Below are 25,291 nucleotides of genomic sequence, written 5' to 3' on the forward strand. Positions count from 1 at the left end.
AATTGGAACCCAAATATCTTCATTGTCGACCCAAGGCTCTTGCGGGCGAGGCTTCTGCTGCCAGAAGACGATTATTCTTATATGCGTAACCGGATTCTACACAGCGTAAATCAGTTTGTCCGCCTTCTTATACAATCCCCTTTTTCGTGGCCTGCGCAAGCGGTTTGTTGCACAGGAAAATCCCCGCCAGGATCAGCCCGCCGCCCAGGCACATCGCCAGTGTCAGCTGCTCGCCCAGCAACAACGCGCCGAGAAGAACAGCAGTCAAAGGGTTCAAGGCGATGAACACGCCCGAGCGCGTCGCACCGATTTTGCGGATGCCGTCGTAATAACCAATGTAGGCCAATGCCGAACCCAGCACGCCCAGGTACATCAGGCTCAACCATTGTTGCGCGCCGAGCCCGGTGAGCGCCGCGACACTCAACTCGCCCCGCACGGCGCTGGTCACCCAGAGCATCAGCGTGCCGAGCCAAATCGAGTACGTCACCGTCTGCACCGGCCCCAGTGTTTGATTCAGGCCTTTGGAGAACAGCGAATAAATGCCCCAGCCGAGCACGCAGCCGAAGATCAACAGATCGCCGATCCAGGCATCGGCATTGCCGTCCAGTAACTGCGGATTGCGGCTGACGATCACCAGGCTGGCGCCAGCAATGCAGATCGCAATACCAGCCACTTTCGCCCGACTCAGCCGCTCCTTGAACAACAGCCAAGAAGCCAGGCCGATCACCGCCGGGTTCAACGCCACGATCAAAGACGCCCGGGACGCGTTGATGTAATGCAGCCCGTAAAAGAAGCACAGGTTGTAGAAGAAAATCCCGAAGAATCCCAACAGCGCCAATTGCAACCATTGCCTGGGGCTGGGTCGCACCAAGGGCACCCGCGCCAGCAGCAGGAACACCAGCAACGCCACGCTCGCCAGCAGGAACCGCAGACTCGCAGCGAATAACGGACTGAGGCTGTCGGCCAGAAACCGCCCGGCGACGAACGTCCCGCCCCAGATCATGGTGACCGCCGCCAGTTTCAGATAAACCGGCACATCCGAAGAGTTCGCAAGGGTCTGTTCACACGTAGTCATAAGTCTCCACCACCAGAAATCGGGCATGTGGCGTATCATTCGACTAATGATCGATCATCGTAAAATGAGTAAAAGCTCATGACCCTCACTCAACTCGAGATTTTCTCGCTGGTGGCCGAACTGCGCGGCTTCACGGCGGCCGCCCATCGTTTGGAGATTTCCCAGTCTGCGGTCTCCCACGCACTCAAGTCGCTGGAGCAGGAGTTGGGTGTCGAGCTGCTGCGCCGGCATCAGTCCCAGGTCGAGCTCAGTGATATCGGCCAGCAGCTATTACTGCGCGCTCGGGCAATGCTCGGGCTGGCCAACACTTTGCGCCAGGAGGCGGCCGATTCACGCGGGATGAAAACCGGAACTCTGCGTATCGGCTCGTTCGGCCCGACCTCATCGATCAAGCTGTTGCCCAGGATCTTGCAGCACTACCGCGCCTCGCATCCGGGCATCGAGGTTCATATCGATGAAGGGCCGGATCGTCAGGTGATTCAGTGGCTGGAAGAACGGCGTATCGACATCGGCTTCGTGGTGTTGCCCCAAGAGCGTTTCGACACCGTGGCCTTGATCGAGGACCAGATGGTCGCGCTGCTGCCTGTCGACCATGTACTGGCCGGTCGCGGCAGCTTGCGCCTGAACGATTTGTGCCACGACCCTTTTGTGCTGACCGAAGCCGGGTCTTCGGAGCTGGTATCGCGCCTGTTCAATACGGCGCGATTGACGCCGAACATTCGTTATCGCTGCTCGCAGTTGCTCAGCACATTGGACGTCGTAGGCCGTGGCGATGCCTTGACTGTCGTCGCCGAAAGCTCACTGCCTGACGACAACGACAACCGCTACGTGAAAAAACCGCTGTCGCCCCCCATCAGCCGCCAAGTCGGTCTGGCGGTGCTCGATCAGCGTCAGTCATCCCCCGCGACGCTGGCCTTTATTAAACTGGCCTCAAGATTGATTAAAGGTTGAGCGGCATAAGGGCCGATAGCCAACTATCATGGCTGAACTCTTTTGGGAGGCATGTCGACCTGCCAACCTTTGAGAGCCCTCTTTTATCGCGATGGATTTGCGAATGCCACTGAACGTCAAAAGTCGCCGCAAGCGTGGCACCCGAATCACTGTGACTGTTTTGAGCGGATTGCTCCCGGTGTTGCTGGGAGTCGCCATTCTCTATCTGCAGGCTGAACGTACCCTCAAGCAAAGTACTGAACTGACTGGCGAAGAATCCATTCGCCAGTTCGAACTGATGCTCGACAACACCGCCCAAGCGGCGCAGGAGCTCCTGCCGCTGGCTGGCAAAAACTGCAATGACGTCAAACTGGCCTTGCGCGAACAAGTTACGCGCCGGCCCTTCGTGCGCTCGACCAACCTGGTGTGGGACGACAACCTCTATTGCAGTTCGTTGTTCGGTGAATATCAGGAAAAGGTTAATCCCGGCGACTACACCCAAGGCCAGTTATGGCTCATGAACGGCAACCCGGTCACGCCCAATACCGCGCTGTTGGTGTACCGGCTCAGCGAAGGAAATAAAGGGGCATTGACCACGCTGAACGGTTATCACCTGAGCAATGAATTGCGCCTGATCGGCCGCAAGACATTACTGTTGCTACAAGTCGGTCCCAACTGGATGTCTGCCGACGGCAAAGTTCACGAGGACGCCCTGCCCGCCTTGCCAGTAGCACAAAGTACGCTGACGTCCTCGCGTTATGCCTTTACGGTGGCCGCAGGTTTCCCCGAAGGAGAAACCTGGCGTTACATGCGTAGTGAGTACCCGCCACTGTTCAGTCTGTTGATGTTCTTCGGCGTGGTGTCAGGTTCGATCGGGCATGTGCTGCAGAAGCGCTCGATGTCGCCCAGCCGTGAAATGCAGCGGGCGCTGGAGGCAGCAGAATTCATTCCTTACTTTCAGCCCGTGGTGCATGGCGACAATAAGCTGTGGTCCGGCACCGAAGTATTGATGCACTGGAAACATCCCAGGGAAGGCCTGGTGCGTCCGGATCTGTTTATCCCGTTTGCCGAACATTCCGGTCTGATCGTGCCGATGACCCGCTCGCTGATGCAACAGACCGCCACATTGCTGGCGCCCTTGTCGGCATCGTTCGAGGGGCCATTCCACATTGGCATCAACATCACCGCCAGTCATTGCCGGGATCTTGCGCTGGTCGAAGACTGCCGAGAATTCCTCAGTGCTTTTGCACCGGGCAGTGTCCATTTAGTGCTGGAGTTGACCGAGCGCGAACTGGTCGAACCGACAGCCATCACCCTGCAGTTGTTCGAACGGCTTCGCGCGCTGGGCGTGATGATCGCCATCGACGACTTTGGCACCGGCCATTCAAGCCTCGGTTACTTGCGTCAGTTCAATGTGGACTTCCTGAAAATCGACCAGAGCTTTGTCGCCATGATCGGTGTCGACGCCCTCTCCCGGCACATTCTGGACAGCATCATCGAACTCTCGGCCAAACTCGATCTGGGCATCGTCGCCGAAGGGGTGGAAACCGAGGAGCAAAGTGACTATCTGACTGCCCATGGCGTGAACTTTCTGCAAGGTTATCTGTTCGGCCGGCCGATGCCCGGCGCAGAGTTCATTAGAGCATTAAGTGATCATTAACTAACCACGTTAAGCGCCGGAATCATGATGATGCGCGCCAAATTGAATCAAAAGACTACTCTTGTTACATGAAGAAAAAGTCAGGATTTACTCTTGGCCAATTAACTACTACAATTTTTCATACCTGTGCAAAATCGGCAGGCGTGCCATTATCACCGAGTCGCTTCAAGGCTCTTGGCTTATAGCTTTGTTTGCGGTTGGTTTCAGCCAAACACACTATTGGAGTAAAGATATTGTCCAGACTCGCTGAATTCCGTGCAGCTGAAAAGGCCCTTCAAGAACAGCTCAAGCAGTTGGAATCTTTGAAGAACGATGCCGGTCTCAAAAAAGAAATCGAATTCGAAGAAAAGCTCCAGGGGCTGATGAAAACCTACGGCAAGAGCTTGCGCGACATCATCGCCATCCTCGACCCGCACCCGGCGAAATCCGGCCTGCAGCAGGCAACCGCCCCTAAAACCCGCCGCGCTCGCGTGGTCAAGGTTTATCAGAACCCGCACACGGGTGAACTGATTGAAACCAAGGGCGGCAATCACCGCGGCCTGAAAGCCTGGAAGGAACAATACGGTGCAGCCACCGTTGACTCCTGGCTGCGTGCCTAAGCGCTCACGGTAATAAAAAAGCCCTGCCAATGCAGGGCTTTTTCATGGATGCCGTCTAAAATGCGACGATAGTCGCCGATCAACTCGCTATAGACTGACTAACTTTGTGCTTAATCCGTTTGGCTATCTAAAAATCCGGGCCATGCTCAAAAGCGTGGGTACAGAAACCTTAAACTAAAGTTTCAAGCTGTTTCGAGCTGCCTCTATGTCGCCCTGACTTGCCTTATAAACCTCAGCCTGCCCCGCGTAGGAAAGAACATAGGCTTTATCGCCGTCCACTGCGGCGACCAATGTTTGAGACAACACATGTCGACCGTTCTGGGTAATGGTGCAGGTAGTTTCCAGCGCCGATAACCGGCTCAAGGCAGTCGGATGAATTTTGTTGCAGACGCTCTGATAGCCGCCCTGAAAAAAGTCTTTCTGCACGGACTTGCGCATTTCCAGTAACACACCTTCCAGATTCACCTGATGACCGCTTTCCACTTGAGTCATGGTCAACTCCATCACCATTACCGGTGTCCCGTCCTGGTCGTTTTTTACCCCGCGCTGGCGGGAAACCTGAGGTTTGGCCTCGTCTTGCGGCACGGTCTCGACAGTCCATCCATTGGGCCAGGTCACGACCGGAGCTTCTGCATCAGCACGGGTAACACCTGAAAGCAGACACATAAGGACGAACATCAATTGACAGGGTCGGATCATTGTAATGAACACTCACGGATTGAGCCGCGAAGTCTGAGCTTCACCCGCCCGGCAGGCAAGCCTGCGGTTTTGGTTTGGCGATGCCAGGGCCCTTGCGTATCATTGTGAGCATTCTTGGAATTTCCGGAGGGCCCATGAGCCTGCACGAACTCAATACATTTCCTGGTGTGACCGCCCAACCTGACACCGCCACCCAGAAGTTCGTCTTCAACCACACCATGCTGCGGGTCAAGGACATCACCCGGTCGCTGGATTTCTACACCCGCGTCCTGGGTTTCTCGCTGGTGGAAAAGCGTGATTTCCCGGAAGCCGAGTTCAGCCTGTACTTCCTGGCGCTGGTCGATAAAAACCAGATCCCGGCCGATGCCGCTGCCCGCACCGAGTGGATGAAATCGATCCCCGGCATTCTCGAACTGACCCACAACCACGGCACCGAGAACGACGCGGATTTCGCCTATCACAACGGCAACACCGACCCGCGCGGCTTCGGCCATATCTGCATCTCGGTCCCAGACATCCGTGCCGCGTGCGAACGTTTTGAAGCGTTGGGCTGCGATTTCCAGAAACGCCTGAACGACGGTCGCATGAAGAGCCTGGCGTTCATCAAGGACCCGGATGGCTACTGGGTTGAGATCATTCAGCCGGCACCGTTGTAAAACGATCGCAGCCTTGATCGTTCTCACGCTCTGTGTAGTAAAGATCAGTGCAAGACACAAAAAACCCCATGATCGCTCATGGGGTTTTGTGTTTTCAGCTTCGGCGTTTATGCCGGCGCCGAGGTGCGAATCAAGTGATCGAATGCGCTCAGGGAAGCCTTGGCGCCCTCGCCCACCGCAATCACGATCTGCTTGTACGGCACGGTGGTCACGTCGCCGGCCGCGAACACGCCGGGGATCGACGTCTCACCACGGGCATCGACAATGATCTCGCCGCGCGGCGACAGCTCGATGGTGCCTTTAAGCCAATCGGTATTAGGCAACAGACCGATCTGCACAAAAATCCCTTCCAGCTCGACAGTGCGCAGCTCGTCCGACTGACGATCCTTGTAGCGCAGGCCGTTGACCTTCTGGCCATCGCCGGTCACTTCAGTGGTTTGCGCACTGGTGATCACGGTAACGTTCGGCAGGCTGTGCAACTTGCGCTGCAGTACCGCGTCGGCGCGCAGTTGCACGTCGAACTCCAGCAGGGTTACGTGGGACACGATCCCCGCCAGGTCGATGGCTGCTTCGACGCCGGAGTTACCGCCACCGATCACCGCCACACGCTTGCCTTTGAACAGCGGACCGTCACAGTGCGGGCAGTACGCCACACCCTTGTTGCGGTATTGCTGCTCACCCGGAACGTTCATTTCACGCCAGCGCGCGCCGGTGGCGAGGATCACGGTCTTGGCTTTCAAGGACGCGCCGCTGGCGAAATGGATTTCGTGCAATTCACCGTTTTTTCCCGGCACCAGCTTGTCGGCGCGTTGCAGGTTCATGATGTCCACGTCGTATTGCTTAACGTGTTCTTCCAGTGCCACGGCCAGTTTCGGCCCTTCGGTTTCCTGCACGGAGATGAAGTTCTCGATGGCCATGGTGTCGAGCACCTGGCCACCAAAACGTTCAGCCGCCACGCCGGTGCGAATGCCTTTACGAGCGGCGTAAATTGCCGCTGAAGCACCGGCCGGGCCACCGCCGACGACCAGTACGTCGAAGGCTTGCTTGGCGCTGATCTTCTCGGCCTGACGCTCGATGCCGCTGGTGTCGATCTTGGCGAGGATTTCTTCCAGGCCCATGCGACCCTGGCCGAAGTTCACGCCGTTCAGGTAAACGCTTGGCACGGCCATTATCTGGCGCTCGTCAACTTCGGCCTGAAACAGCGCGCCGTCGATGGCGACGTGGCGGATGTTCGGGTTCAGCACAGCCATCAGGTTCAGCGCCTGAACCACATCCGGGCAGTTCTGGCAGGACAGCGAGAAGTAAGTCTCGAAGTTGAACTCGCCTTTGAGCGAGCGGATCTGCTCGATAACGTCGGCACTGGCTTTCGATGGGTGGCCGCCGACTTGCAGCAAGGCCAGCACCAGGGATGTGAATTCGTGGCCCATCGGGATGCCGGCGAAACGCAGGCTGATATCGGCTCCCGGGCGATTGATCGAGAACGATGGTTTACGCGCATCGTTACCGTTGTCGAGCAAAGTAATCTGGGTGGAAAGACTGGCAACGTCTTTGAGTAACGCGAGCATTTCCTGGGATTTCGCACCGTCGTCGAGGGATGCAACGATCTCGATCGGCTGAGTGACCCGTTCCAGGTACGATTTCAACTGGGCTTTAAGATTGGCGTCCAACATACGGGCGATTTCCTTAGATGCTGTTTGAATAGAGAGCAATCAGACATAAAAAAACGCCCGAGCGAATCTCGCCCGGGCGTTTTATGGGGCGGTGCAGCTTACTTAGTAGGTGCGGAGCTCCGCCCTGATGAAGCGCGTCACAGACTTAGATCTTGCCGACCAGGTCCAGGGACGGAGCCAGAGTGGCTTCGCCTTCTTTCCACTTGGCTGGGCACACTTCGCCCGGGTGAGCGGCGACGTATTGAGCGGCCTTGATTTTGCGCAGCAGCTCGGAAGCGTCACGACCTACACCGCCATCATTGAGTTCAACGATTTTGATCTGGCCTTCAGGGTTGATCACGAAAGTGCCACGGTCAGCCAGGCCAGCTTCTTCGATCAGCACGTCGAAGTTGCGGGAGATGACATGAGTCGGGTCGCCGATCATGGTGTACTGGATTTTGCCGATCGCTGGCGAAGTGTTGTGCCAGGCAGCGTGGGCAAAGTGGGTATCGGTGGAAACGCTGTAGATCTCGACGCCCAGTTTTTGGAACTCGGCGTAGTTGTCAGCCAGGTCTTCCAGTTCGGTCGGGCAAACAAAGGTGAAGTCAGCTGGGTAGAAGAAAACGACAGACCACTTGCCTTTCAGGTCAGCGTCCGACACGTGTACGAAGTCGCCGTTTTTGTAGGCGGTAGCTTTGAACGGTTTAACTTGGCTGTTGATGATAGGCATCGGTGACTCTCCGTCAGGGGTTAAGAAGTTGATGTGGTGAATCCTACCCACCCGATCGCCAGTTGGCTCATTGGCAAACCTGATGTTGCTGATTTGTTTTCGCTATTAGCTGAGCGTATTAATAGAAGAAAACGTGATCTACAGCGCCAACGGCTTTTCAGCGATTCGGGTCATCCCGAGAAATGGGCTGGCTTCAACATAGCGCATGGCTGACTTCACATCCTTCCAGCCCACGTAATTCATCAACGACTTCAAATCCCAACCGCTCTGATGGGCCCAGGTGGCGAAGCCACGACGCAGGGAGTGACTGGTGTAGTGCTCGGCCGCAATGCCGGCGCGCTCCAGTGCCTGGCGCAACAACGGGATAACGCTATTGGCGTGCAAGCCCTCCTCGCTCAAATGGCCCCAGCGATCGATGCCACGAAACACGGGGCCACGGACCAACGCGGCTTCGGTAATCCATTCGATGTAGGCCTGTACCGGGCACAGGCGCTGCAAGGCGGGTGTCTGGTAGGTCTGGCCGAGGTTCTCGCGATCGCCCTTGCTGCGTGGCAAGTAGAGGGTAATGCCTGAACCGGCGCTGGCTTGTACATGCTCGATCTGCACGCGGCACAACTCATCACTACGAAAACCACGCCAGAAGCCCAGCAGGATCAGTGCGGTGTCGCGCTTGGCTCTCAGCAATCCCGCGCGATCGCCCTGCGCCCTGGCGGATTGTGCTTCCTGCTCCAGCCAGGCGATCACTTGCTCCAGATGTTGAAGCTGCAAGGGTTCAGCCTGTTTTTCCTGGGCCGGGTGCAGCGCGCGAATGCCTTTGAACACCTTGCGCACCACCGGCGCCTTGGTCGGATCGGCGAACCCCTGGCTGTTGTGCCACTGCGCCAACGCGGACAAGCGCAACTTCAAGGTATTGATCGACAGCACGCCCGCATGTGCAACCAGGTACCGCGCAACGCTATCGCTGGTCGCCGGGAGGAACCCACCCCAGCTGACTTCGAAGTGCTCGATGGCCGCGCGATAGCTGCGACGGGTGTTGTCGCGGGTAGCGGCTTGCAGGTAGCGATCCAGATCGGTCATGGGCTCAGTGCTCGAAAACGTACCGCGTTGGCGATTGAAAACCCGGTCTACAGCTCATCACACGGGGTAATACCAGTATATCCCGCATTAGTTATCACAAGTTTTTAACTTTATTCACGGCATGGTACATTGCTCATATTAGTGGTACGTACCACAGTATCAAATCGTAGGAGAACACATGGCACGTGGCGGCGTAAACAAGGCACTGGTGCAAGCGGCACGCTCGGCAATCCTCGCCCGGGGCGAACACCCGAGCATCGACGCAGTGCGGATCGAAATGGGTAATACCGGCTCGAAAACCACGATCCATCGCTATCTGAAAGAGCTCGATGACGGCGCCGAACCCGCGCCAGCACCTTCCGAACCGATCGATGATGAGCTGACAGCGCTGGTGGCGCGACTGGCGCAACGCCTGAAAGAACAGGCGCAAGAACCCATCGACCAGGCACGCGCGCAGTTCGAGCAACAACGAAAAGAGCTGGAAACCCAGCTGCACGAGGCCCGCGAGGCCAATACCGAATTGCAACAGCAATACGAAATTCAAAGCCTGGCGCTGACCCAGGAATCGGCGGAACTGCACGACACCCGCTCGATGCTGCAAACCGAGCAAACCCGCAACGCCGGGCTGAACCAGGCACTGGCCGATTTCGAATTGCGCTTGCAGGACAAGGACGAGCAGATCCGCTCACTGGAAGAAAAACACCTGCACGCCCGCGAAGCACTGGAGCACTACCGCAACGCCGTCAAAGACCAGCGCGAGCAGGAACAGCGACGCCACGAAGGCCAGGTGCAGCAGATTCAGATGGAGTTGCGTCAGGCCCAGCAAAGCGCACTGGTACGCCAGGATGAAATCACCCAACTGCATCGCGACAATGAGCGTCTGCTGACCGAAAACCGTGGCACGCTGCGGGAGTTGAGCCTGTTGCAGGAGCAACTCAAGCACACCAACAGCCGACAGGATCAGTTACTGGAACAGGTCACCCGCATCGACAGCGAACGCACCCTCCTCCAGGAACGCTTGCGCATTGCCTTGCTGGAAAGCCAGTCTCTCAAGCAGAACATTGACGAGCAGTCGCACATCAACAAAGCGCTGGAAGTTGAACTGATCAAGTTGCAGGCAAGCCTGGATGAAAGCGTGCGCCTGGCCGCTGTCGTTGCGACAGCGCCAGACGCATCAGCGCCACAGAAGAACGATTAACCCGCGACTGGCGTACGCATGGTGACGAACTCTTCGGCGGCCGTCGGATGCACACCTATGGTTTCGTCGAAGTCGCGCTTGGTCGCGCCCGCTTTCAGGGCAATCGCCAACCCTTGCACGATCTCGCCAGCGTCCGGACCGACCATGTGGCAGCCCAGGACCTTGTCGGTCTTGGCGTCCACCACCAGTTTCATCAAGGTGCGTTCCTGGCATTCAGTCAGGGTCAGCTTCATCGGCCGAAAACGGCTTTCGAAGATCACCACATCGTGCCCAGCCTCGCGCGCCTCTTCTTCAGTCAGCCCGACAGTGCCGATGTTCGGCAAGCTGAACACGGCGGTCGGGATCATCTTGTAATCCACCGGGCGATATTGCTCAGGCTTGAACAAGCGCCGCGCCACGGCCATGCCTTCGGCCAGAGCAACCGGCGTGAGTTGTACCCGACCAATCACATCACCGAGGGCCAGGATTGACGGTTCAGCGGTTTGATACTGTTCATCGACCTCGACAAAACCTTTCTTGTCGAGTTTGACCCCGGTGTTTTCCAGCCCCAGGTTGTCGAGCATCGGACGCCGACCGGTGGCGTAGAACACGCAATCCGCCTCCAGCTCACGACCATCCTTGAGCGTCGCCTTCAGGCTGCCATCGGCCTGCTTGTCGATACGTTCGATGTCGGCATTGAATTGCAGGTTCATGCCGCGCTTGGTCAGCTCTTCCTGCAAATGTTTGCGCACTGCGCCGTCGAAGCCACGCAGAAACAGATCACCGCGGTACAGCAGCGTTGTCTCGGCACCCAGCCCGTGGAAAATCCCGGCGAACTCCACCGCAATGTAACCACCACCGACCACCAGAACGCGCTTGGGCAGCTCTTTAAGGAAGAACGCCTGGTTGGAGCTGATGGCATGCTCGTGCCCCGGAATCTGCGGGATCTGCGGCCAACCACCGGTGGCAATCAGGATGTTTTTGGCGGTGTAACGCTCGCCATTGATCTCAACCTGATGCGGATCGACGATTTTCGCGTGACCTTCATGCAAGGCCACACCGCTGTTGACCAGCAGATTGCGATAAATGCCGTTCAGGCGATTGATCTCGCGATCCTTGTTGGCGATCAGCGTCGCCCAGTCGAACGTCGCTTCACCCGGAGTCCAGCCAAAACCTTGCGATTGCTCGAAGTCTTCGGCGAAGTGCGCACCGTAGACCAGCAGTTTTTTCGGCACACAGCCAACGTTCACGCATGTACCGCCCAGGTAGCGGCTCTCGGCCACGGCGACTTTCGCACCAAAACCGGCCGCGAACCGCGCAGCCCGCACACCGCCAGAACCGGCACCAATCACATATAGGTCAAAATCGTAGGCCATTACTATCTCCTCGGCAGGACACCAGCATACCTGCGAGCGCCCTTTGGGCAAGCGTTGCAAACTATTTGGGGCCGAAAAATGAAAAAGCCACCCGAAGGTGGCTTTTCAATACAAGCAGCTCAGGCGCTATCAGTAAGCCTTGCCAGTCTTGTAGAAGTTCTCGAAGCAGAAGTTGGTTGCGTCGATGTAGCCTTCGGCGCCACCGCAGTCGAAACGCTTGCCTTTGAACTTGTAGGCCATGACGCAGCCGTTTTGCGCTTGCTTCATCAGGGCGTCGGTGATCTGGATTTCGCCGCCCTTGCCTGGCTCGGTCTGTTCGATCAGGTCGAAGATGTCCGGGGTCAGGATGTAACGGCCGATGATCGCCAGGTTCGACGGTGCATCTTCAGGTTTTGGCTTCTCGACCATGCTGTGAACGCGATAGATGTCGTCGCGAATCATCTCGCCGGCGATCACGCCGTACTTGTTGGTTTCCTGAGGATCGACTTCCTGGATGGCCACGATCGAGCAGCGGAACTGCTTGTACAGCTTGACCATCTGGGTCAGTACGCCGTCGCCTTCGAGGTTGACGCACAAGTCGTCCGCCAGTACTACGGCGAAAGGTTCGTCGCCAATCAGTGGACGGCCGGTCAGGATTGCGTGGCCCAGGCCTTTCATTTCGGTCTGGCGAGTGTAGGAGAACGAGCACTCGTCGAGCAGTTTACGGATGCCGACCAGGTATTTTTCCTTGTCAGTGCCCTTGATCTGGTTTTCCAGCTCGTAGCTGATGTCGAAGTGGTCTTCCAGGGCGCGTTTGCCGCGACCGGTAACGATGGAGATTTCGGTCAACCCGGCATCCAGTGCTTCTTCGACGCCGTACTGGATCAGTGGCTTGTTTACCACCGGCAGCATTTCTTTGGGCATGGCTTTAGTCGCTGGCAGGAAGCGAGTACCGTAACCGGCTGCTGGGAACAAGCATTTCTTGATCATATAAGTCCTTGAAAGGGCTGTGTGTACGAGTTTCGGCGCAGTCTAATCAGGCGGCGTGCACCTTACAATGCCCCGCACTGGCTAACCGACGCCATCATAGAGAAATATTCTGATGGATAGTTCCGCAGATAAGCTGCACAACGTCTTATAGATAGCAGAGATCGACGACCTGCGCGGCCATCAGTCTAGCGACAATCTGCCCCACCCTACACCCATCGGCACCCGTTGAGGGCATTTGGCGCTATCATTGCGCACCTGAACCAGCCAACGAGGCAGATAGATGTCGGCAGCAAAAAGCGTCAACGGGTACCTGATCAATCAGGCGAAAGACGGCCAGTGGTGGATAGACAGCGTCGGCGGCGAGAATATTGCCGGGCCGTTCCCTACAGAAGCGTTGGCGATTGAAGTGGCATCGGTGTTGCAGGATCAACCCACAGCACCCAAGCGGCGCGGCAAGGACAAGCCTTGAGCTGAACCTGGCGCGACCGCAGCCCTGTCTTTGCGCAGGGCTTTTTTGTGAATGCCTGCAACGAAGTGGCCAATCGCTATAACCTTTCGTTGCAGCCGCTGTCATAGCGTTTAGCCCCCATCACTGACGACGACCACGACATGAAAAGATTCTTGCCACTGATTGCGGTACTGGCCCTGAGTGGCTGCGCCACGTCAGAAACGACTTACCTGAAAAATGGCGAGCAAGGCCTGACCATCGACTGCTCCGGGGAAGCCAACGCCTGGGCCAGTTGCTACGAAAAAGCCGATGCCTCTTGCGCCGGTACCGGCTATCGGATTGTCGGTACCGACGGTACACCTTCGACCAAGGAAAGCGACAAAACCCTGGGCGTCGACGTCGGCAATTACAAGAACCGCAGTGTGGTGGTGGTCTGCAAGTAGGGCACCCATTGCCCTACATATGGATTTCGGCGAACTTGATCCCGAGCCCGCGTACCGTCTCGATCAAATCGTCGAGGCGGCTGAAGGACTCGACTTCATCGTTGTCATCCACCAGGAAAAAACTGCGCCCGGCGCTTTTCTTGAAAAATACGATCCACTCCCCCGGATTCGCCGGGTTCTGAATCACATGGGTGGCAGAGATATGACCCTCTGCGTGGCGCTCCCGCACCTGCTCTCGTTTCATGCTCGACTCCAGAAATGACAATGCCGTCAAAGTGCGACTTTGACGGCATCGATGCTGACCGGGGGTAGTCTATCAGCCGGAAATGCACGCGGTGGCGGCATTGCGTACATCCCATGGGCGCAACGGCACATTGGAGATGCGCTCATGCAGTTTGATGCTGCTGCCACCGGAGCGGTCTTCAATGTCAAACACCGCTGCCGGCCCCGAGGAAAACTTCTGCGGCACAATCACCCGCATGCCATCCTTTTGCGGCTCGACTTGCAAGGCCCCACGGCTACTGGCCAATTTCTCGACCAGGCACTGGGCGTACTCATGGGGTTTCTTGCCTGAAATCACGTTCATGGTAGGCAACGACGCAGTGATGTCCGAGACCGTCGCACATCCACCCACTGCCAATACAAACGGCACGACCAGAACACCCCATTTCATATGAAACCTCCGATAAAGACCCTCCGACAGCACAAATGCTGTTTTTCTCCAAGGCTCCCTGCATTTATCGCTCATAGAATTCCAAATAACTGTTTTTAATTGTCAAAGCGGACCCCGACAGCCAGATAATAACCTGTTCGGGCTGATAAACTGCGCCAATCGCCCATGCTATCGTTTTGATTTTGTAGAAAAAGCCCTTCTGGAGGCGCCTCATGAAATTTATCCACCAGCGCGAGCACCTCAACGAAGACGACATCGTCGTCATTCAGTGCTCCCAAATGTGCAACATCCGCTTGATGAACGACGCCAACTTCCGCAGCTTCAAGAACGGCGGCCGTCACACGTATCACGGTGGCGCATTCGATACCTTCCCGGCCCGGATCACCGCGCCGAGCACCGGTTTCTGGAACATCACCATCGACACGGTCAACCGCCGGCCGATCAGCGTGACCCGCAAACCGACCCTGACGCACTCGATCAAGATCATCCGCCGCTCCAGCTCGAAGCTGAGCTGAACCCACACCAGAACAGGCAGGTATGACCGTGGCCCAGACGACCAAATACGTCATCAAATACAAACTCAACGGCGAACGTCGCTTCGAATTCGCCCAGCTTGAAAACGGCACTGCAGAAGAAGCCAAGGCTGCGCTGGACAAGCTGCATGGCCAGAGCGAAGACGTCATCAGCGAGATCAGCGTCAGCAAAGCGCTGTAACGCGATCTGGAGCGACAACATGGACGTCTGCTCCCCTCTCGCGAATTCGACCGCAAGCGCCGGAGTGCCCGCTCCCGCAACGCTCTCTAAACTGGCCGCCTCGACCTTTTGGTCAAGGAGTCAGAACCCTTGCTTACCGATCCGATTCACCACGATGCCCTCGACTGGGGCAAACTTACGCAGCAACTGGACCAGGATGGCTGCGCGATCATCAAATCGCTTTTAAGCCATAAGACCTGCGATGAAATAAGCGCCCTGTACGACTGCCCCGAACCCTTTCGCTCGAAAGTGGTGATGGCGCGCCACGGTTTTGGCCGTGGCGAGTACAAATACTTCAGATACCCGCTGCCGGATCCGGTGGCCCGATTGCGCAGCGCGCTCTACCCTCGACTGGTTCCCATCGCCAATCGCTGGTACGAATGCATGGATTTGCCGACCCGTTTCCCCGAATCCCACGAAGCGTTTCTGCAACGCTGCCATGCCGCCGGTCAGGAACGCCCGACACCTTTATTGCTGCAATACGGCCCGCAGGACTACAACTGCTTGCATCAGGATCTGTACGGCGAACACGTGTTCCCGCTGCAAGTGGCGATTCTGCTGTCAGAACCGGGAGAGGACTTTACCGGGGGCGAATTTGTGCTGACCGAACAACGCCCACGGATGCAATCGCGCCCGCAAGTCATCGGACTGAAGAAAGGTGACGCGTTGATTTTTGCCGTGAATCAGCGCCCGGTTAAAGGCGTTCGCGGCTATTACCGAGTGACCCTGCGTCATGGGGTGAGTCGCCTGCACAGTGGAAAACGGCATACCCTTGGAATCATCTTTCACGATGCGTTATGAGCCCATGAACCCGATTACCTTCGATCTGTTTGCCGACGCAGAACCCGAGCAGCAGCCCAGGCGCGAGCAGATCGGCGAACAATCCTACGTCCTGAGGGGCTTTGCCCTGCCCTGGCTTGACCGGTTACTACCGGCGCTGGAGGCGGTTCTGACAGCGGCGCCGTTTCGGCAGATGGTCACGCCCGGTGGCTTTACCATGTCGGTGGCCTTGAGCAGTTGCGGCACCTGGGGCTGGACCACCGACCGCAACGGCTACCGATACACCCGCAACGATCCGCAGACCGGCGCGCCCTGGCCTGAAATGCCCGAGGTGTTTTTCGAACTGGCCCAGGCGGCGGCGCGAGAAGCAGGGTTTATGGCGTTCGTACCGGATTCCTGCCTGATCAACCGCTATGTTCCCGGGGCCAGGATGTCGTTGCATCAGGACAAAAACGAAAACGCCTACACCGCCCCCATCGTGTCGGTGTCTTTGGGGTTGCCGGCGACGTTCCTGTTCGGCGGCTTCGAACGCAGCGCCAAAAGCCAGCGAGTGCCGCTGTTTCACGGTGATATCGTGGTTTGGGGCGGTGTGGACCGTTTGCGTTACCACGGCGTATTGCCGATCAAGGAAGGCCAGCATCCGCGGCTGGGCGAACAGCGGATCAATTTCACTTTTCGTACTGCGCAATGATGCAGTCGAATTCGACCGCAAGACCCGGAGTGTGGCGTCGGTGCCGGCTGGTTAATCTGCATGAAACGGGTCAACGGACATGAAGCCATGACAACTCAATCGCCAACAATCGCCACCGAAAACGATCCTCGCTGGGCCGCCGTGGTGGCGCGCGATCCACGTGCCGACGGGCAGTTTGTGTATGCGGTGAAAACCACCGGTATCTACTGTCGCCCCAGCAGCCTGGCACGCCTGCCGAAACCGCAGAACGTCGAATTCTTCGACACGGCCGAGCAAGCTCAGGCGGCGGGTTATCGCCCCAGCAAACGGGCCGCGAAAGATCACAGCGACGTCGCCGCGCAACATGCCGCGACCGTGGCTGCCGCGTGCCGTCAAATCGAATCCGCCGAAACGTTGCCGGCGTTGAATGAGCTGGCGGATGCAGCCAGTTTGAGCAGTTTCCACTTCCACCGCGTGTTCAAGGCCATCACCGGCCTGACGCCCAAGGGCTACGCCACCGCCCATCGTTCACGCAAGGTTCGCGAGCGCCTGACCGATGGCGGCACGGTTACCGATGCGCTGTATGACGCCGGATTCAATTCCAACAGCCGTTTCTATGAGGCAGCGGATCAATTGCTCGGCATGACACCCGGGGACTATCGCGCGGCTGGACAGAACAACGACATTCGCTTTGCCGTCGGCCAGTGCTCTCTGGGAGCGATTCTGGTGGCACAAAGTGAGCGCGGAGTCTGCGCGATTCTGCTGGGCGACGACCCGCATCAACTGGTCTGCGACCTGCAGGACAAGTTTCGCCGCGCCAACCTGATTGGCGCCGATCATGAGTTCGAGCAGTTGATCGCCAAGGTCGTCGGCTTTATCGAAGCCCCGGCCCTCGGCCTGGATTTGCCGCTGGATGTACGCGGCACAGCGTTTCAAGAGCGGGTATGGCAAGCCCTGCGGGAGATTCCCGCCGGTAGCACCGCCAGTTACGCCGATATCGCTAAGCGCATCGGCGCGCCGAAAGCCATGCGCGCCGTGGCCCAGGCCTGTGGCGCGAATAGTTTGGCGGTGGCGATCCCTTGCCATCGCGTGGTGCGCAGCGACGGCAACCTGTCGGGCTACCGCTGGGGCGTGGAACGCAAGCGTCAGTTGCTGGAACGTGAAAACGCGTCCGGGTCCTGAATGCCGATATAGACCGCCACGGACTCAGGCCCGGTGTAGACCTCGAAGTCCGTGGCGAACTTGCGGCGAACCAGCGGGTTGTCCTCGAAGTAGGCCCAGATAAAGCCCCAGGCCTGAATGACGCTATCGGGCATCGCCCCTTTGGCGCTGAACACCAGGTAATCGCCGCCCTCAACCTGAATTTGCGCAAAGCCCTCGGAGGGCGCGGTGACTGCCACTCCCGCGGTCACATCGAAGTGGCCCGACGCGTCGGACTCGTAGTTGGAATACACGCCGTACATAAAGGAATCCGGTTGCTTGTGGGCGATCTTGTCGAAAATATCCTCGACGAAAAACCGTTCCCACATAGGGCCGATACGTGCGGTATCCGGCTGCTGCTCTGCTGCATTGCGGGTTCGCACCTGCAAACCCGAGACGCTGAAGGGCTGCACTTCGCGCAGTTTTACATCCATTGGTCGATATTCCTTGTCGCTACAGTTTGTCTGTTTGATTGATTGATTGATGCTGAAACGATCAACGATTGACGTCGACCACCACCCGGCCGCGCAACTGCCCGGCAAGCAAGCGCGGCGCGGCGTCGATGGCTTCGCTCAAGCCAATTTCGTGGCTGATCAGCGGCAGCAAGGCGAAATCCAGGTCCTTGGCCAGGCGATTCCAGGCCAGTATCCGCCGGGCTTTGGGTTGGGTCACGCTGTTGATCCCGGCCAGGGTCACGCCGCGCAATATGAACGGTGCGACGGACGCCGGGAAGTCCATGCCCTGGGCCAGGCCGCAGGCGGCGACGGTGCCGTTAGCCTTGGTGCTCGCACAAGCGTTGGCCAGTGTGTGGCTGCCGACCGAGTCGATCACCGCTGCCCAACGCTCCTTGGCCAACGGTTTGCCCGGCTCCGATAACGTGGCGCGATCAATGATTTCACTGGCGCCCAATTGCTTGAGGTAGTCGTGTTCGGAGGTGCGGCCAGTGGAGGCCACCACCCGGTAGCCGAGCTTGCTCAGCAGCGCGATGGCGAAACTGCCTACACCGCCGTTGGCGCCCGTCACCAGTACGTCGCCCTGTTCGGGACTCACGCCGTTGTGCTCCAGCGCCAGGATGCTCAGCATCGCCGTGTAGCCGGCCGTGCCGACGGCCATCGCTTGCGCGGCGGTGAATGCCTTGGGCAACGGAATCAGCCACTCGCCATTCAAGCGAGCTTTCTGCGCCAATCCGCCCCAATGTCCTTCGCCGACGCCCCAGCCATTGAGCAGGACTTGATCACCGACCTTGTAGTCCGGATGACTGCTGACTTCGACGGTGCCCGCCAGATCGATCCCCGGCACCATCGGGAACTTGCGCACCACCGGGCTGCTGCCGGTGATCGCCAGGCCATCCTTGAAGTTCAGCGTGCTGTACGCCACACGCACCGTCACATCGCCCTCGGGCAATTGATCGTCAGCAATCTCTTGCAGCGTGGCCCGGTAACCGCTGTCATCTTTGTCGATCAGAATGCCTTTGAACATCACTGCCTCCTGGTGGAATCGTTCAGTTGTCGTGCTGTTGAAATAACACAGGGAACCCCATCACCGTACCCGACTTTAAGCCAATCCCCATCGGCTGGCGCCTTGCGGATCATCCTGTACGCATTAAAAACTCGACTGGCCTTGCGCCAGGCATTACTGATACAAACTTGCTTCTACCGTCCCTGCCCTGTTTCTACGTCGGAGAACACTGCACATGAACCAATGGCCAGACACCCGCATTCTTGACCTGCTCAGGATCGAGCTGCCGATCATCCAGGGCCCTTTGGCCGGCGCGACGACTTCGGCCATGGTGATTGCTGCGTGCAACGCTGGTGGCCTGGGTTCGATGCCTGCCGCGATGCTGAGCATCGAGCAGTTGCGCGAAGAACTGAAGACGATTCGCCAACACACCCAGCGCCCGTTCAACGTCAATTTCTTCTGCCACCAACCTCCGCCGCCGGATGAGCAGCGCGCCCGGGAATGGAAGAATCTGCTGGAACCGTACTACCGGGAATTGGGCGTCGACTTCGACGCACCGACGCCGGTGTCCAATCGCGCGCCGTTCGATAACGCGGCCTGCGAAGTGATCGAAGAGTTTCGCCCCGCAGTGGTGAGTTTTCACTTCGGCCTGCCGGAAAAGTCGCTGCTGGATCGGGTAAAAGCCACCGGAGCGAAAGTTCTCTCCTCAGCGACTACGGTCGAAGAAGCCATCTGGCTGGAGCAGCATGGCTGCGATGCGATCATTGCGATGGGTTACGAGGCTGGCGGCCACCGGGGCATGTTCCTCAGTGATGACTTGAGCAGCCAGGTGGGTACTTTCGCGCTGGTGCCGCAGGTCGTTGATGCGGTGAAAGTGCCAGTCATTGCGGCGGGCGGGATTAGCGATGCGCGTGGCGTCGCAGCGGCTTTCATGCTGGGCGCATCGGCGGTTCAGGTAGGTACGGCTTATTTGTTCACGCCAGAGGCCAAGGTCAGCGCGTCCCACCACAAGGCGTTGCGCACGGCCAAGGAAAGCGAGACAGCGGTCACCAACATTTTCACCGGGCGCCCGGCGCGCGGGATTCTCAATCGGGTGATGCGTGAACTCGGGCCGATGAGCGCCAAGGCACCGGCCTTCCCCTTGGCGGGCGGTGCGCTGATGCCATTGCGGGCTAAAGGGGAAGCGGATTTCAGCAACCTTTGGGCCGGGCAGGCGTTCACCCTGGGCGTTGAACTGACTTCGGCAGAGCTTACCCGGCGTTTGGCGGATGAAGGATTGGCCAAATTGCTTCACCGCTAGGACGGGGGCCCGTAGCAGCTGGCTGCGCCAGCTGCTAGAGGGCGCGCGTGAATTCCGACGTGCACATCCCATTCGTTCCGTTTACAGGCATTTCGCTATATATTCTGATATATAGCGTATCACTCGCCTACCACGGAGCCGTTTCATGACCATGCGTGCCTCACGTTTTGCCCCTGTGTGCCTGTTCAGCGTGTTCGCTTTCGGGTCCGCCCACGCGGATGAAGTCCAGGTCGCCGTTGCCGCGAACTTCACCGCGCCGATCCAGGCCATCGCTGCCGATTTCGAGAAAGACACCGGGCACAAACTGGTCACCTCCTTTGGTGCAACCGGCCAGTTCTATACCCAGATCAAGAATGGCGCGCCGTTCGAAGTGTTGCTCTCGGCGGATGACACCACGCCACAAAAACTCGAGACCGAAGGCGACACCGTCAAGGGTTCGCGCTTCACCTACGCTATCGGCACGCTGGCGCTGTGGTCGGCCAAGGAAGGTTATGTCGACGCCAAGGGCAAGGTTCTGAGCGACAACCAGTATCAGCATCTTTCCATCGCCAACCCGAAAGCCGCCCCGTACGGTCTGGCTGCCACTCAGGTGCTGGCCAAGCAAGGCCTGACCGACAAGGTCAAAGGCAAGATCGTTGAAGGCCAGAACATCACCCAGGCTTACCAATTCGTGTCCACCGGCAACGCCGAACTCGGTTTTGTGGCCTTGTCGCAGATCTACAAAGACGGCAAAGTGACCAGCGGTTCGGCCTGGATCGTTCCGGCCAACCTGCATGATCCGATCAAACAAGACGCGGTGATCCTCAACAAGGGCAAGGACAACCCGGCCGCCCAGGCATTGGTTGACTACCTCAAAGGGCCGAAAGCGGCCGCCGTCATCAAGTCCTATGGTTACCAACTCTAAATGACGCTATCGAGTGCCGATTACTCCGCGATCTGGCTGACCCTGAAACTGGCGTCCCTGACCACGGTCATCCTGCTGATCATTGGCACTCCGATTGCGTTATGGCTGTCGCGTACCCAATCCTGGTTACGCGGCCCGGTCGGGGCGATCGTCGCCCTGCCCCTGGTGCTGCCACCCACGGTGATTGGCTTTTATTTACTGTTGGCGCTTGGCCCGAACGGGTGGATCGGCCACTTCACCCAATCGCTGGGACTCGGCACCCTGACCTTCAGTTTTGCGGGGCTGGTGATCGGCTCGGTGCTGTACTCGATGCCGTTCGTGGTCCAGCCGCTGCAAAATGCCTTTTCCGCCATCGGCACTCGCCCATTGGAAGTGGCCGCCACCTTGCGCGCCAACCCCTGGGACACGTTCTTCAGCGTGATTGTGCCGCTGGCCCGTCCCGGTTTCATCACCGCGGCCATTCTCGGTTTCGCCCACACCGTCGGCGAGTTCGGCGTGGTGCTGATGATCGGTGGCAACATTCCCGACAAAACCCGCGTGGTCTCGGTGCAGATCTACGATCACGTCGAAGCCATGGAATACGCCCAGGCCCATTGGCTGGCCGGGGCAATGCTGGTGTTCTCCTTTGCAGTGTTGCTGGCGCTCTACTCCAGCCGTAAAACCAAAGCGGCCTGGAGCTGACCCATGATTCAAACGCGCTTGAAACTGAGCTATTCGGGATTTGCCCTGGATATCGACCTGCAATTGCCCGGCCGTGGAGTGACTGCGCTCTATGGTCATTCCGGTTCAGGCAAAACCACTTGCCTGCGCTGCATCGCCGGTCTGGAACAGGCTGAGCAGGGTTTTATCCAGATCAACGATGAGGTCTGGCAGGACAGCGACAAGCGAATTTTCGTCCCGCCGCATAAACGCGCCCTGGGTTATGTTTTCCAGGAAGCCAGCCTGTTTCACCATCTGTCGGTGCGGGCCAATCTTGAATTCGGCCTCAAGCGCATCCCTCGCCAACAGCGGCGGGTCGACATGGCGCATGCCACGGAGTTACTGGGGATTGGCCATTTACTCGACCGCAATCCGCAGAATCTTTCAGGCGGTGAGCGCCAGCGTATCGGCATCGCCCGTGCCCTGCTCACCAGCCCCAAACTGCTGCTGATGGACGAGCCACTCGCCGCGCTCGATACCCAGCGTAAAAACGAAATCCTGCCTTACCTGCAACGATTGCACGATGAGCTCGACATCCCCGTGCTGTACGTCAGCCATTCCCAGGATGAAGTCGCGCGGCTTGCCGATCACCTCGTCCTGCTCAGCAACGGCAAGGCTTTGGCCAGCGGCGCCATCGGCGAAACCCTGGCCCGGCTCGATCTGCCGCTGGCGCTGGGCGATGACGCCGGCGTGGTGATCGAAGGGCACGTCAGCGCCTATGACGCCGACTACCAGCTGCTGACCTTGCAACTGCCCGACACCGACCTGAGCATTCGGGTCGCCCACGCGCCGATGACCAAGGGCCAGGCATTGCGCTGCAAGGTTCAGGCGCGGGATGTCAGCCTGAGCCTGCAAGGCGTCGAACAGAGCAGCATCCTCAATCGCCTGCCGGTCACGGTGATCAGTGAAATCGGCGCCGACAACGCTGCTCACGTACTGATCCGCCTGAATGCCGCCGGCACACCGCTGCTGGCGCGAATCACCCGCTACTCCCGGGATCAACTGGGCGTGCACCCCGGCCAGCAACTCTGGGCGCAGATCAAAGCGGTGGCGGTGCTGGCCTGAACCCGTCGCCGAGACGTATTCAAGGGGGCACTGAACCGACGAACGACCCACCAGTTTTTTGCATGATCGCAACGGGCTTCTATGCTTGATCTGAACACGAATAGCTTCGGTGACGCCATGGAAGACATTTTCGTTGTGAAACGCTGCAACAAGATCATCGTTCATGGCCGCCGGGCCGGAGAAACCGGTCACCCACCGCCCGACGCCGCCGTCTGGTATCGCATCATCGATACCCGTACTCGCGGCTTTATCGGTGACGGTTACGATCTTGAAGAGGACGCCAGGCGCGAATGTCGCAGGCTTAACGAGGCCAGTTCGCCGGTCTCGCACGGGTTGGCTTGACGCCGGCCACTTTCATTTTCCGGGTCTATACTTGAAGGAGCTGAAGGACCAGCGACCCATCGGCAGAAAGCTCGCTCCCCCGCGGGCTTTTTGTTGCCCTTTAGCCGATTTCCTTGAACGGAGGTGATTGTCATGTCCGAGAAAGAGTCTATCGCCACCCTGCTCACCCTGCTTGACTCCCGTCAGGCCCGCCTTGCTGCTGCGTGCAAGGAGATCGCCGACTGGGTCGATCATCAAGGGGGGCATCCGACAGCGCTCAGGATTCGTGACCGCTTGAACGACATCGAGAAGGACACGCCGCAGATTCGCAGCGCGTTGTCTGCACTCAAACATGTCGAGCCGCCACTGCCTCGGTTCAAATCAGGCGACCGCGTTATTTGAGCCAGGGACAGAGTCCAATTCAGCACACCTGAGCGGTGACCTCTTCGTCACCGTGGTTATGCCTGCCTGCCAGACTCGCGCTACATCCCAACCCGGCCCAGTTTGCCGGGCTTTTTTTATACGTGCCTTCGGCCATTTCACACCGTCTTCACAACCGAACTCCTACAGTTCACTTGCTCCTTTGAAAACATCCCCTGGCCCGCCCGCATGCGGGCCATTTTTTTGCCTGCCGTAACGCGAACGAACGCCCTCACCCGCCAGGTGTCGAACGCTTACACATCACGAAGGAGTATGTCCCATGGTCACTCACTTCAAAGTCGGCGGGCACCTGGCCTGCGGGCACAAAGGCAGCAACCTGACTTCCAGCAGCATATTGAACCGGGTGAAATGCAGAAGCTGCCGCAACACCGATGCGTACAAGGAAGCACGCAAAGCCGAACGCAACGCCGCACGTCGGGCCGCACGCAAAGCCAAAGCCACCCATGCTGCCAATGACTGGCGCACAGAGTGGACCCAACGGCTGATCGAGATGCCCGGACTGCAACGGCTACCGCGTGGCTTTACTGGCCAGCCATTTGTATAGCTGACACGCCAGGCGTGAGGATTTCCTCTAGAAAATCGATAAACACATTGATCCGGCTAGAGCCCCGGTGATTGGGCAAGTACAGCGCATTGATGCAACTGCTTGCACTGCCGGGGTTGACTTCGTAATGCTCCAACAACCGTGTCAGCCGGCCTGCGGCGACATCGTCGCGTACCAGCCAGTCGGCCAACAGGGTCACCCCGCCGCCGGCGATTGCCGCTTCGCGCAGGATGTCGGCGTTGTTGCTTTGCAGGCGGCCGTGCACATTGAGCTGGATGGTTTCCTTGTCGCCCTGGAACGTCCAGCACTGGTGCGAACCAGCGTAATCAAAGCGCAGGCATTGGTGCTCGAGCAAGTCGCGAGGATGACACGGCGCCGTGTAGCGGCTCAGGTAATCCGGGCTGGCCACCACCCAGCGCTGGAAGGCCCCTACCCGTTTACTGACGATGTCTTCACTGACCACCGACGATCCCAGACGCACCGACACGTCGATCTGTTCGCTCAGCAGGTCGCTGACCTGATCGCTCAACGACACGCTTATTTCCAGTCCCGGATGGCGCTCGAGCAATCGGCCCAGATGCGGCGCGATGATCCGCCGACCAAACTCGACGGGCACACTGATCCGCAGGCGTCCTTGCGCCTCGCTGCCACGGTCGGCAACCACGGCATCGGCTTCGTCGATGGCGTCAAGAATCGCCACAGCCTTTTCGAAATAGGTTTGCCCGGCGACGGTCACGCTGGTGTTGCGTGTCGTGCGGTTGAGCAGGCTGGCGCCGAGCTCGTTTTCCAGCCCCGCCACCTGGCGAGTGACCGAAGACGTCGAGATGCCGAGCTTGCGCGCCGCGGAGGAATAACCGCCGCAACGCACGGTTTCAACAAACATCTTCAGTGCCAGCAACTTGTCCATAAGCGGAATCCGGTCAAAAAGAAACGGTGATGATAGTGCATCACCGTTCGCCAGCCGTCTTGTATGACCGTGCTTCACCGGACTCCCC

31 protein-coding genes are annotated in these 25,291 nt (G+C 58.4%); 19 read left to right on the forward strand and 12 right to left on the reverse strand.

What is annotated here, in order from left to right:
• Positions 1-127: 127 nt before the first annotated feature.
• Positions 128-1,075: a DMT family transporter gene (locus AC07V0_RS01110; protein ID WP_018929079.1), complete on the reverse strand. Its 948-nt coding sequence runs from the start codon at positions 1,073-1,075 to the stop codon at positions 128-130.
• A 78-nt stretch (positions 1,076-1,153) separates the two neighbouring features.
• Here AC07V0_RS01110 and AC07V0_RS01115 point away from each other — a divergent pair, with 78 nt between their 5' ends.
• The 3 genes from AC07V0_RS01115 to AC07V0_RS01125 all read left to right on the forward strand — a co-directional run bounded on the left by AC07V0_RS01115 (position 1,154) and on the right by AC07V0_RS01125 (position 4,264).
• Complete coding sequence (locus AC07V0_RS01115) at positions 1,154-2,026, forward strand: LysR family transcriptional regulator (RefSeq protein WP_495019304.1); 873 nt, start codon at positions 1,154-1,156, stop codon at positions 2,024-2,026.
• Positions 2,027-2,129: 103 nt separating this feature from the next.
• The gene (locus AC07V0_RS01120; protein ID WP_495019305.1) at positions 2,130-3,665 is read left to right on the forward strand and encodes an EAL domain-containing protein; all 1,536 of its coding nucleotides are present in this window, start codon (positions 2,130-2,132) and stop codon (positions 3,663-3,665) included.
• A gap of 233 nt (positions 3,666-3,898) precedes the next feature.
• Complete coding sequence (locus AC07V0_RS01125) at positions 3,899-4,264, forward strand: histone-like nucleoid-structuring protein, MvaT/MvaU family (RefSeq protein WP_007935661.1); 366 nt, start codon at positions 3,899-3,901, stop codon at positions 4,262-4,264.
• 174 nt (positions 4,265-4,438) lie between these two features.
• Here the strand turns inward: AC07V0_RS01125 and AC07V0_RS01130 are convergent, their stop codons facing one another.
• Positions 4,439-4,963 carry a DUF4946 domain-containing protein gene (locus AC07V0_RS01130; RefSeq protein ID WP_495019306.1) on the reverse strand — a complete coding sequence of 175 codons (525 nt, stop codon included), beginning with the start codon at positions 4,961-4,963 and terminating at the stop codon, positions 4,439-4,441.
• 134 nt (positions 4,964-5,097) lie between these two features.
• Here AC07V0_RS01130 and gloA point away from each other — a divergent pair, with 134 nt between their 5' ends.
• The gene (gene gloA, locus AC07V0_RS01135; protein WP_007935657.1) at positions 5,098-5,619 is read left to right on the forward strand and encodes a lactoylglutathione lyase; all 522 of its coding nucleotides are present in this window, start codon (positions 5,098-5,100) and stop codon (positions 5,617-5,619) included.
• Positions 5,620-5,726: 107 nt separating this feature from the next.
• Here gloA and ahpF read toward each other — a convergent pair whose 3' ends face one another.
• The 3 genes from ahpF to AC07V0_RS01150 form a co-directional block, all read right to left on the reverse strand.
• Entirely contained in the window at positions 5,727-7,289 is a 1,563-nt protein-coding gene (ahpF, locus tag AC07V0_RS01140; RefSeq protein ID WP_064617701.1) for an alkyl hydroperoxide reductase subunit F, read from the reverse strand.
• 145 nt (positions 7,290-7,434) lie between these two features.
• A complete protein-coding gene (gene ahpC, locus AC07V0_RS01145) occupies positions 7,435-7,998 on the reverse strand; it encodes an alkyl hydroperoxide reductase subunit C (protein WP_105345993.1) in 564 nt (187 codons plus the stop codon).
• Between the two features lie 138 nt (positions 7,999-8,136).
• A complete protein-coding gene (locus AC07V0_RS01150; RefSeq protein WP_018929072.1) occupies positions 8,137-9,075 on the reverse strand; it encodes a site-specific integrase in 939 nt (312 codons plus the stop codon).
• Positions 9,076-9,253: 178 nt separating this feature from the next.
• Between AC07V0_RS01150 and AC07V0_RS01155 the strand changes: the two genes are divergently transcribed.
• The gene (locus AC07V0_RS01155; RefSeq protein WP_086945543.1) at positions 9,254-10,273 is read left to right on the forward strand and encodes a DNA-binding protein; all 1,020 of its coding nucleotides are present in this window, start codon (positions 9,254-9,256) and stop codon (positions 10,271-10,273) included.
• On the opposite strand, the gene gorA is transcribed toward AC07V0_RS01155, so the two are convergent.
• Positions 10,270-11,628 carry a glutathione-disulfide reductase gene (gene gorA, locus AC07V0_RS01160; protein ID WP_086945542.1) on the reverse strand — a complete coding sequence of 453 codons (1,359 nt, stop codon included), beginning with the start codon at positions 11,626-11,628 and terminating at the stop codon, positions 10,270-10,272. The two genes, AC07V0_RS01155 and gorA, sit on opposite strands and share 4 nt — an antisense overlap.
• Positions 11,629-11,757: 129 nt before the next feature.
• The gene (galU, locus tag AC07V0_RS01165; protein WP_003182953.1) at positions 11,758-12,597 is read right to left on the reverse strand and encodes a UTP--glucose-1-phosphate uridylyltransferase GalU; all 840 of its coding nucleotides are present in this window, start codon (positions 12,595-12,597) and stop codon (positions 11,758-11,760) included.
• 280 nt (positions 12,598-12,877) lie between these two features.
• On the opposite strand from galU, the gene AC07V0_RS01170 reads away from it, so the two are divergent.
• Both AC07V0_RS01170 and AC07V0_RS01175 read left to right on the forward strand, forming a co-directional pair.
• A complete protein-coding gene (locus AC07V0_RS01170; RefSeq protein WP_258614270.1) occupies positions 12,878-13,066 on the forward strand; it encodes a hypothetical protein in 189 nt (62 codons plus the stop codon).
• A 140-nt stretch (positions 13,067-13,206) separates the two neighbouring features.
• Positions 13,207-13,488 (forward strand): hypothetical protein, encoded by a 282-nt coding sequence (locus tag AC07V0_RS01175; RefSeq protein ID WP_018929069.1) that lies wholly within the window; start codon positions 13,207-13,209, stop codon positions 13,486-13,488.
• A 13-nt stretch (positions 13,489-13,501) separates the two neighbouring features.
• On the opposite strand, the gene AC07V0_RS01180 is transcribed toward AC07V0_RS01175, so the two are convergent.
• Both AC07V0_RS01180 and AC07V0_RS01185 read right to left on the reverse strand, forming a co-directional pair.
• Complete coding sequence (locus tag AC07V0_RS01180) at positions 13,502-13,732, reverse strand: hypothetical protein (protein ID WP_007935641.1); 231 nt, start codon at positions 13,730-13,732, stop codon at positions 13,502-13,504.
• 72 nt (positions 13,733-13,804) lie between these two features.
• Complete coding sequence (locus AC07V0_RS01185; protein ID WP_018929068.1) at positions 13,805-14,161, reverse strand: hypothetical protein; 357 nt, start codon at positions 14,159-14,161, stop codon at positions 13,805-13,807.
• Positions 14,162-14,373: 212 nt separating this feature from the next.
• Between AC07V0_RS01185 and AC07V0_RS01190 the strand changes: the two genes are divergently transcribed.
• The 5 genes from AC07V0_RS01190 (at position 14,374) to ada (ending at position 17,546) form a co-directional block, all read left to right on the forward strand.
• Positions 14,374-14,676: a DUF1883 domain-containing protein gene (locus AC07V0_RS01190; RefSeq protein WP_007900033.1), complete on the forward strand. Its 303-nt coding sequence runs from the start codon at positions 14,374-14,376 to the stop codon at positions 14,674-14,676.
• 28 nt (positions 14,677-14,704) lie between these two features.
• Complete coding sequence (locus AC07V0_RS01195) at positions 14,705-14,875, forward strand: hypothetical protein (protein WP_086945763.1); 171 nt, start codon at positions 14,705-14,707, stop codon at positions 14,873-14,875.
• Between the two features lie 129 nt (positions 14,876-15,004).
• A complete protein-coding gene (locus tag AC07V0_RS01200; protein ID WP_018929065.1) occupies positions 15,005-15,715 on the forward strand; it encodes a 2OG-Fe(II) oxygenase in 711 nt (236 codons plus the stop codon).
• Entirely contained in the window at positions 15,705-16,385 is a 681-nt protein-coding gene (gene alkB, locus AC07V0_RS01205; protein ID WP_495019307.1) for a DNA oxidative demethylase AlkB, read from the forward strand. The genes AC07V0_RS01200 and alkB overlap by 11 nt, the downstream gene beginning before the upstream one ends.
• An 87-nt stretch (positions 16,386-16,472) precedes the next feature.
• The gene (gene ada, locus AC07V0_RS01210; RefSeq protein ID WP_495019308.1) at positions 16,473-17,546 is read left to right on the forward strand and encodes a bifunctional DNA-binding transcriptional regulator/O6-methylguanine-DNA methyltransferase Ada; all 1,074 of its coding nucleotides are present in this window, start codon (positions 16,473-16,475) and stop codon (positions 17,544-17,546) included.
• Here the strand turns inward: ada and AC07V0_RS01215 are convergent.
• A complete protein-coding gene (locus AC07V0_RS01215; RefSeq protein ID WP_086945548.1) occupies positions 17,510-17,998 on the reverse strand; it encodes a GyrI-like domain-containing protein in 489 nt (162 codons plus the stop codon). The two genes, ada and AC07V0_RS01215, sit on opposite strands and share 37 nt — an antisense overlap.
• 61 nt (positions 17,999-18,059) lie before the next feature.
• On the reverse strand, positions 18,060-19,043 hold the full coding sequence (gene acuI, locus AC07V0_RS01220; RefSeq protein ID WP_086945549.1) for an acrylyl-CoA reductase (NADPH): 984 nt from the start codon (positions 19,041-19,043) through the stop codon (positions 18,060-18,062).
• Positions 19,044-19,257: 214 nt separating this feature from the next.
• Here acuI and AC07V0_RS01225 point away from each other — a divergent pair, with 214 nt between their 5' ends.
• From AC07V0_RS01225 to AC07V0_RS01255, 7 genes are all read left to right on the forward strand, one after another.
• Complete coding sequence (locus AC07V0_RS01225; RefSeq protein WP_495019309.1) at positions 19,258-20,322, forward strand: NAD(P)H-dependent flavin oxidoreductase; 1,065 nt, start codon at positions 19,258-19,260, stop codon at positions 20,320-20,322.
• A gap of 151 nt (positions 20,323-20,473) precedes the next feature.
• On the forward strand, positions 20,474-21,226 hold the full coding sequence (gene modA, locus AC07V0_RS01230) for a molybdate ABC transporter substrate-binding protein (RefSeq protein ID WP_370741127.1): 753 nt from the start codon (positions 20,474-20,476) through the stop codon (positions 21,224-21,226).
• Positions 21,227-21,907 carry a molybdate ABC transporter permease subunit gene (modB, locus tag AC07V0_RS01235; protein WP_018929058.1) on the forward strand — a complete coding sequence of 227 codons (681 nt, stop codon included), beginning with the start codon at positions 21,227-21,229 and terminating at the stop codon, positions 21,905-21,907.
• Positions 21,908-21,910: 3 nt separating this feature from the next.
• Positions 21,911-22,990 carry a molybdenum ABC transporter ATP-binding protein gene (modC, locus tag AC07V0_RS01240; RefSeq protein ID WP_086945552.1) on the forward strand — a complete coding sequence of 360 codons (1,080 nt, stop codon included), beginning with the start codon at positions 21,911-21,913 and terminating at the stop codon, positions 22,988-22,990.
• 81 nt (positions 22,991-23,071) lie between these two features.
• Positions 23,072-23,332, forward strand: coding sequence for a hypothetical protein (locus tag AC07V0_RS01245; protein ID WP_018929056.1), 261 nt, complete (start codon positions 23,072-23,074; stop codon positions 23,330-23,332).
• Positions 23,333-23,464: 132 nt separating this feature from the next.
• Positions 23,465-23,713, forward strand: coding sequence for a hypothetical protein (locus AC07V0_RS01250; protein ID WP_018929055.1), 249 nt, complete (start codon positions 23,465-23,467; stop codon positions 23,711-23,713).
• A 298-nt stretch (positions 23,714-24,011) separates the two neighbouring features.
• A complete protein-coding gene (locus tag AC07V0_RS01255; RefSeq protein ID WP_018929054.1) occupies positions 24,012-24,296 on the forward strand; it encodes a hypothetical protein in 285 nt (94 codons plus the stop codon).
• Here AC07V0_RS01255 and AC07V0_RS01260 read toward each other — a convergent pair.
• Complete coding sequence (locus tag AC07V0_RS01260; protein WP_086945553.1) at positions 24,274-25,203, reverse strand: LysR family transcriptional regulator; 930 nt, start codon at positions 25,201-25,203, stop codon at positions 24,274-24,276. The two genes, AC07V0_RS01255 and AC07V0_RS01260, sit on opposite strands and share 23 nt — an antisense overlap.
• Positions 25,204-25,291: the final 88 nt, after the last annotated feature.

Source organism: Pseudomonas sp. GW821-FHT01E10 (assembly GCF_059422365.1).

What these genes read in the sequence shown, in the direction of transcription:
- gorA (WP_086945542.1), bottom strand. Translation starts at nt 11,628, where the DNA reads ATGGCCTACGATTTTGACCTATATGTGATTGGTGCCGGTTCTGGCGGT.
- AC07V0_RS01150 (WP_018929072.1), bottom strand. Translation starts at nt 9,075, where the DNA reads ATGACCGATCTGGATCGCTACCTGCAAGCCGCTACCCGCGACAACACC.
- galU (WP_003182953.1), bottom strand. Translation starts at nt 12,597, where the DNA reads ATGATCAAGAAATGCTTGTTCCCAGCAGCCGGTTACGGTACTCGCTTC.
- ada (WP_495019308.1), top strand. Translation starts at nt 16,473, where the DNA reads ATGACAACTCAATCGCCAACAATCGCCACCGAAAACGATCCTCGCTGG.
- ahpF (WP_064617701.1), bottom strand. Translation starts at nt 7,289, where the DNA reads ATGTTGGACGCCAATCTTAAAGCCCAGTTGAAATCGTACCTGGAACGG.
- AC07V0_RS01175 (WP_018929069.1), top strand. Translation starts at nt 13,207, where the DNA reads ATGAAAAGATTCTTGCCACTGATTGCGGTACTGGCCCTGAGTGGCTGC.
- AC07V0_RS01180 (WP_007935641.1), bottom strand. Translation starts at nt 13,732, where the DNA reads ATGAAACGAGAGCAGGTGCGGGAGCGCCACGCAGAGGGTCATATCTCT.
- acuI (WP_086945549.1), bottom strand. Translation starts at nt 19,043, where the DNA reads ATGTTCAAAGGCATTCTGATCGACAAAGATGACAGCGGTTACCGGGCC.
- gloA (WP_007935657.1), top strand. Translation starts at nt 5,098, where the DNA reads ATGAGCCTGCACGAACTCAATACATTTCCTGGTGTGACCGCCCAACCT.
- AC07V0_RS01155 (WP_086945543.1), top strand. Translation starts at nt 9,254, where the DNA reads ATGGCACGTGGCGGCGTAAACAAGGCACTGGTGCAAGCGGCACGCTCG.
- AC07V0_RS01130 (WP_495019306.1), bottom strand. Translation starts at nt 4,963, where the DNA reads ATGATCCGACCCTGTCAATTGATGTTCGTCCTTATGTGTCTGCTTTCA.
- AC07V0_RS01255 (WP_018929054.1), top strand. Translation starts at nt 24,012, where the DNA reads ATGGTCACTCACTTCAAAGTCGGCGGGCACCTGGCCTGCGGGCACAAA.
- ahpC (WP_105345993.1), bottom strand. Translation starts at nt 7,998, where the DNA reads ATGCCTATCATCAACAGCCAAGTTAAACCGTTCAAAGCTACCGCCTAC.
- alkB (WP_495019307.1), top strand. Translation starts at nt 15,705, where the DNA reads ATGCGTTATGAGCCCATGAACCCGATTACCTTCGATCTGTTTGCCGAC.
- AC07V0_RS01115 (WP_495019304.1), top strand. Translation starts at nt 1,154, where the DNA reads ATGACCCTCACTCAACTCGAGATTTTCTCGCTGGTGGCCGAACTGCGC.
- modB (WP_018929058.1), top strand. Translation starts at nt 21,227, where the DNA reads ATGACGCTATCGAGTGCCGATTACTCCGCGATCTGGCTGACCCTGAAA.
- AC07V0_RS01225 (WP_495019309.1), top strand. Translation starts at nt 19,258, where the DNA reads ATGAACCAATGGCCAGACACCCGCATTCTTGACCTGCTCAGGATCGAG.
- AC07V0_RS01170 (WP_258614270.1), top strand. Translation starts at nt 12,878, where the DNA reads ATGTCGGCAGCAAAAAGCGTCAACGGGTACCTGATCAATCAGGCGAAA.
- AC07V0_RS01190 (WP_007900033.1), top strand. Translation starts at nt 14,374, where the DNA reads ATGAAATTTATCCACCAGCGCGAGCACCTCAACGAAGACGACATCGTC.
- AC07V0_RS01245 (WP_018929056.1), top strand. Translation starts at nt 23,072, where the DNA reads ATGCTTGATCTGAACACGAATAGCTTCGGTGACGCCATGGAAGACATT.
- AC07V0_RS01110 (WP_018929079.1), bottom strand. Translation starts at nt 1,075, where the DNA reads ATGACTACGTGTGAACAGACCCTTGCGAACTCTTCGGATGTGCCGGTT.
- modC (WP_086945552.1), top strand. Translation starts at nt 21,911, where the DNA reads ATGATTCAAACGCGCTTGAAACTGAGCTATTCGGGATTTGCCCTGGAT.
- AC07V0_RS01185 (WP_018929068.1), bottom strand. Translation starts at nt 14,161, where the DNA reads ATGAAATGGGGTGTTCTGGTCGTGCCGTTTGTATTGGCAGTGGGTGGA.
- modA (WP_370741127.1), top strand. Translation starts at nt 20,474, where the DNA reads ATGCGTGCCTCACGTTTTGCCCCTGTGTGCCTGTTCAGCGTGTTCGCT.
- AC07V0_RS01215 (WP_086945548.1), bottom strand. Translation starts at nt 17,998, where the DNA reads ATGGATGTAAAACTGCGCGAAGTGCAGCCCTTCAGCGTCTCGGGTTTG.
- AC07V0_RS01120 (WP_495019305.1), top strand. Translation starts at nt 2,130, where the DNA reads ATGCCACTGAACGTCAAAAGTCGCCGCAAGCGTGGCACCCGAATCACT.
- AC07V0_RS01250 (WP_018929055.1), top strand. Translation starts at nt 23,465, where the DNA reads ATGTCCGAGAAAGAGTCTATCGCCACCCTGCTCACCCTGCTTGACTCC.
- AC07V0_RS01260 (WP_086945553.1), bottom strand. Translation starts at nt 25,203, where the DNA reads ATGGACAAGTTGCTGGCACTGAAGATGTTTGTTGAAACCGTGCGTTGC.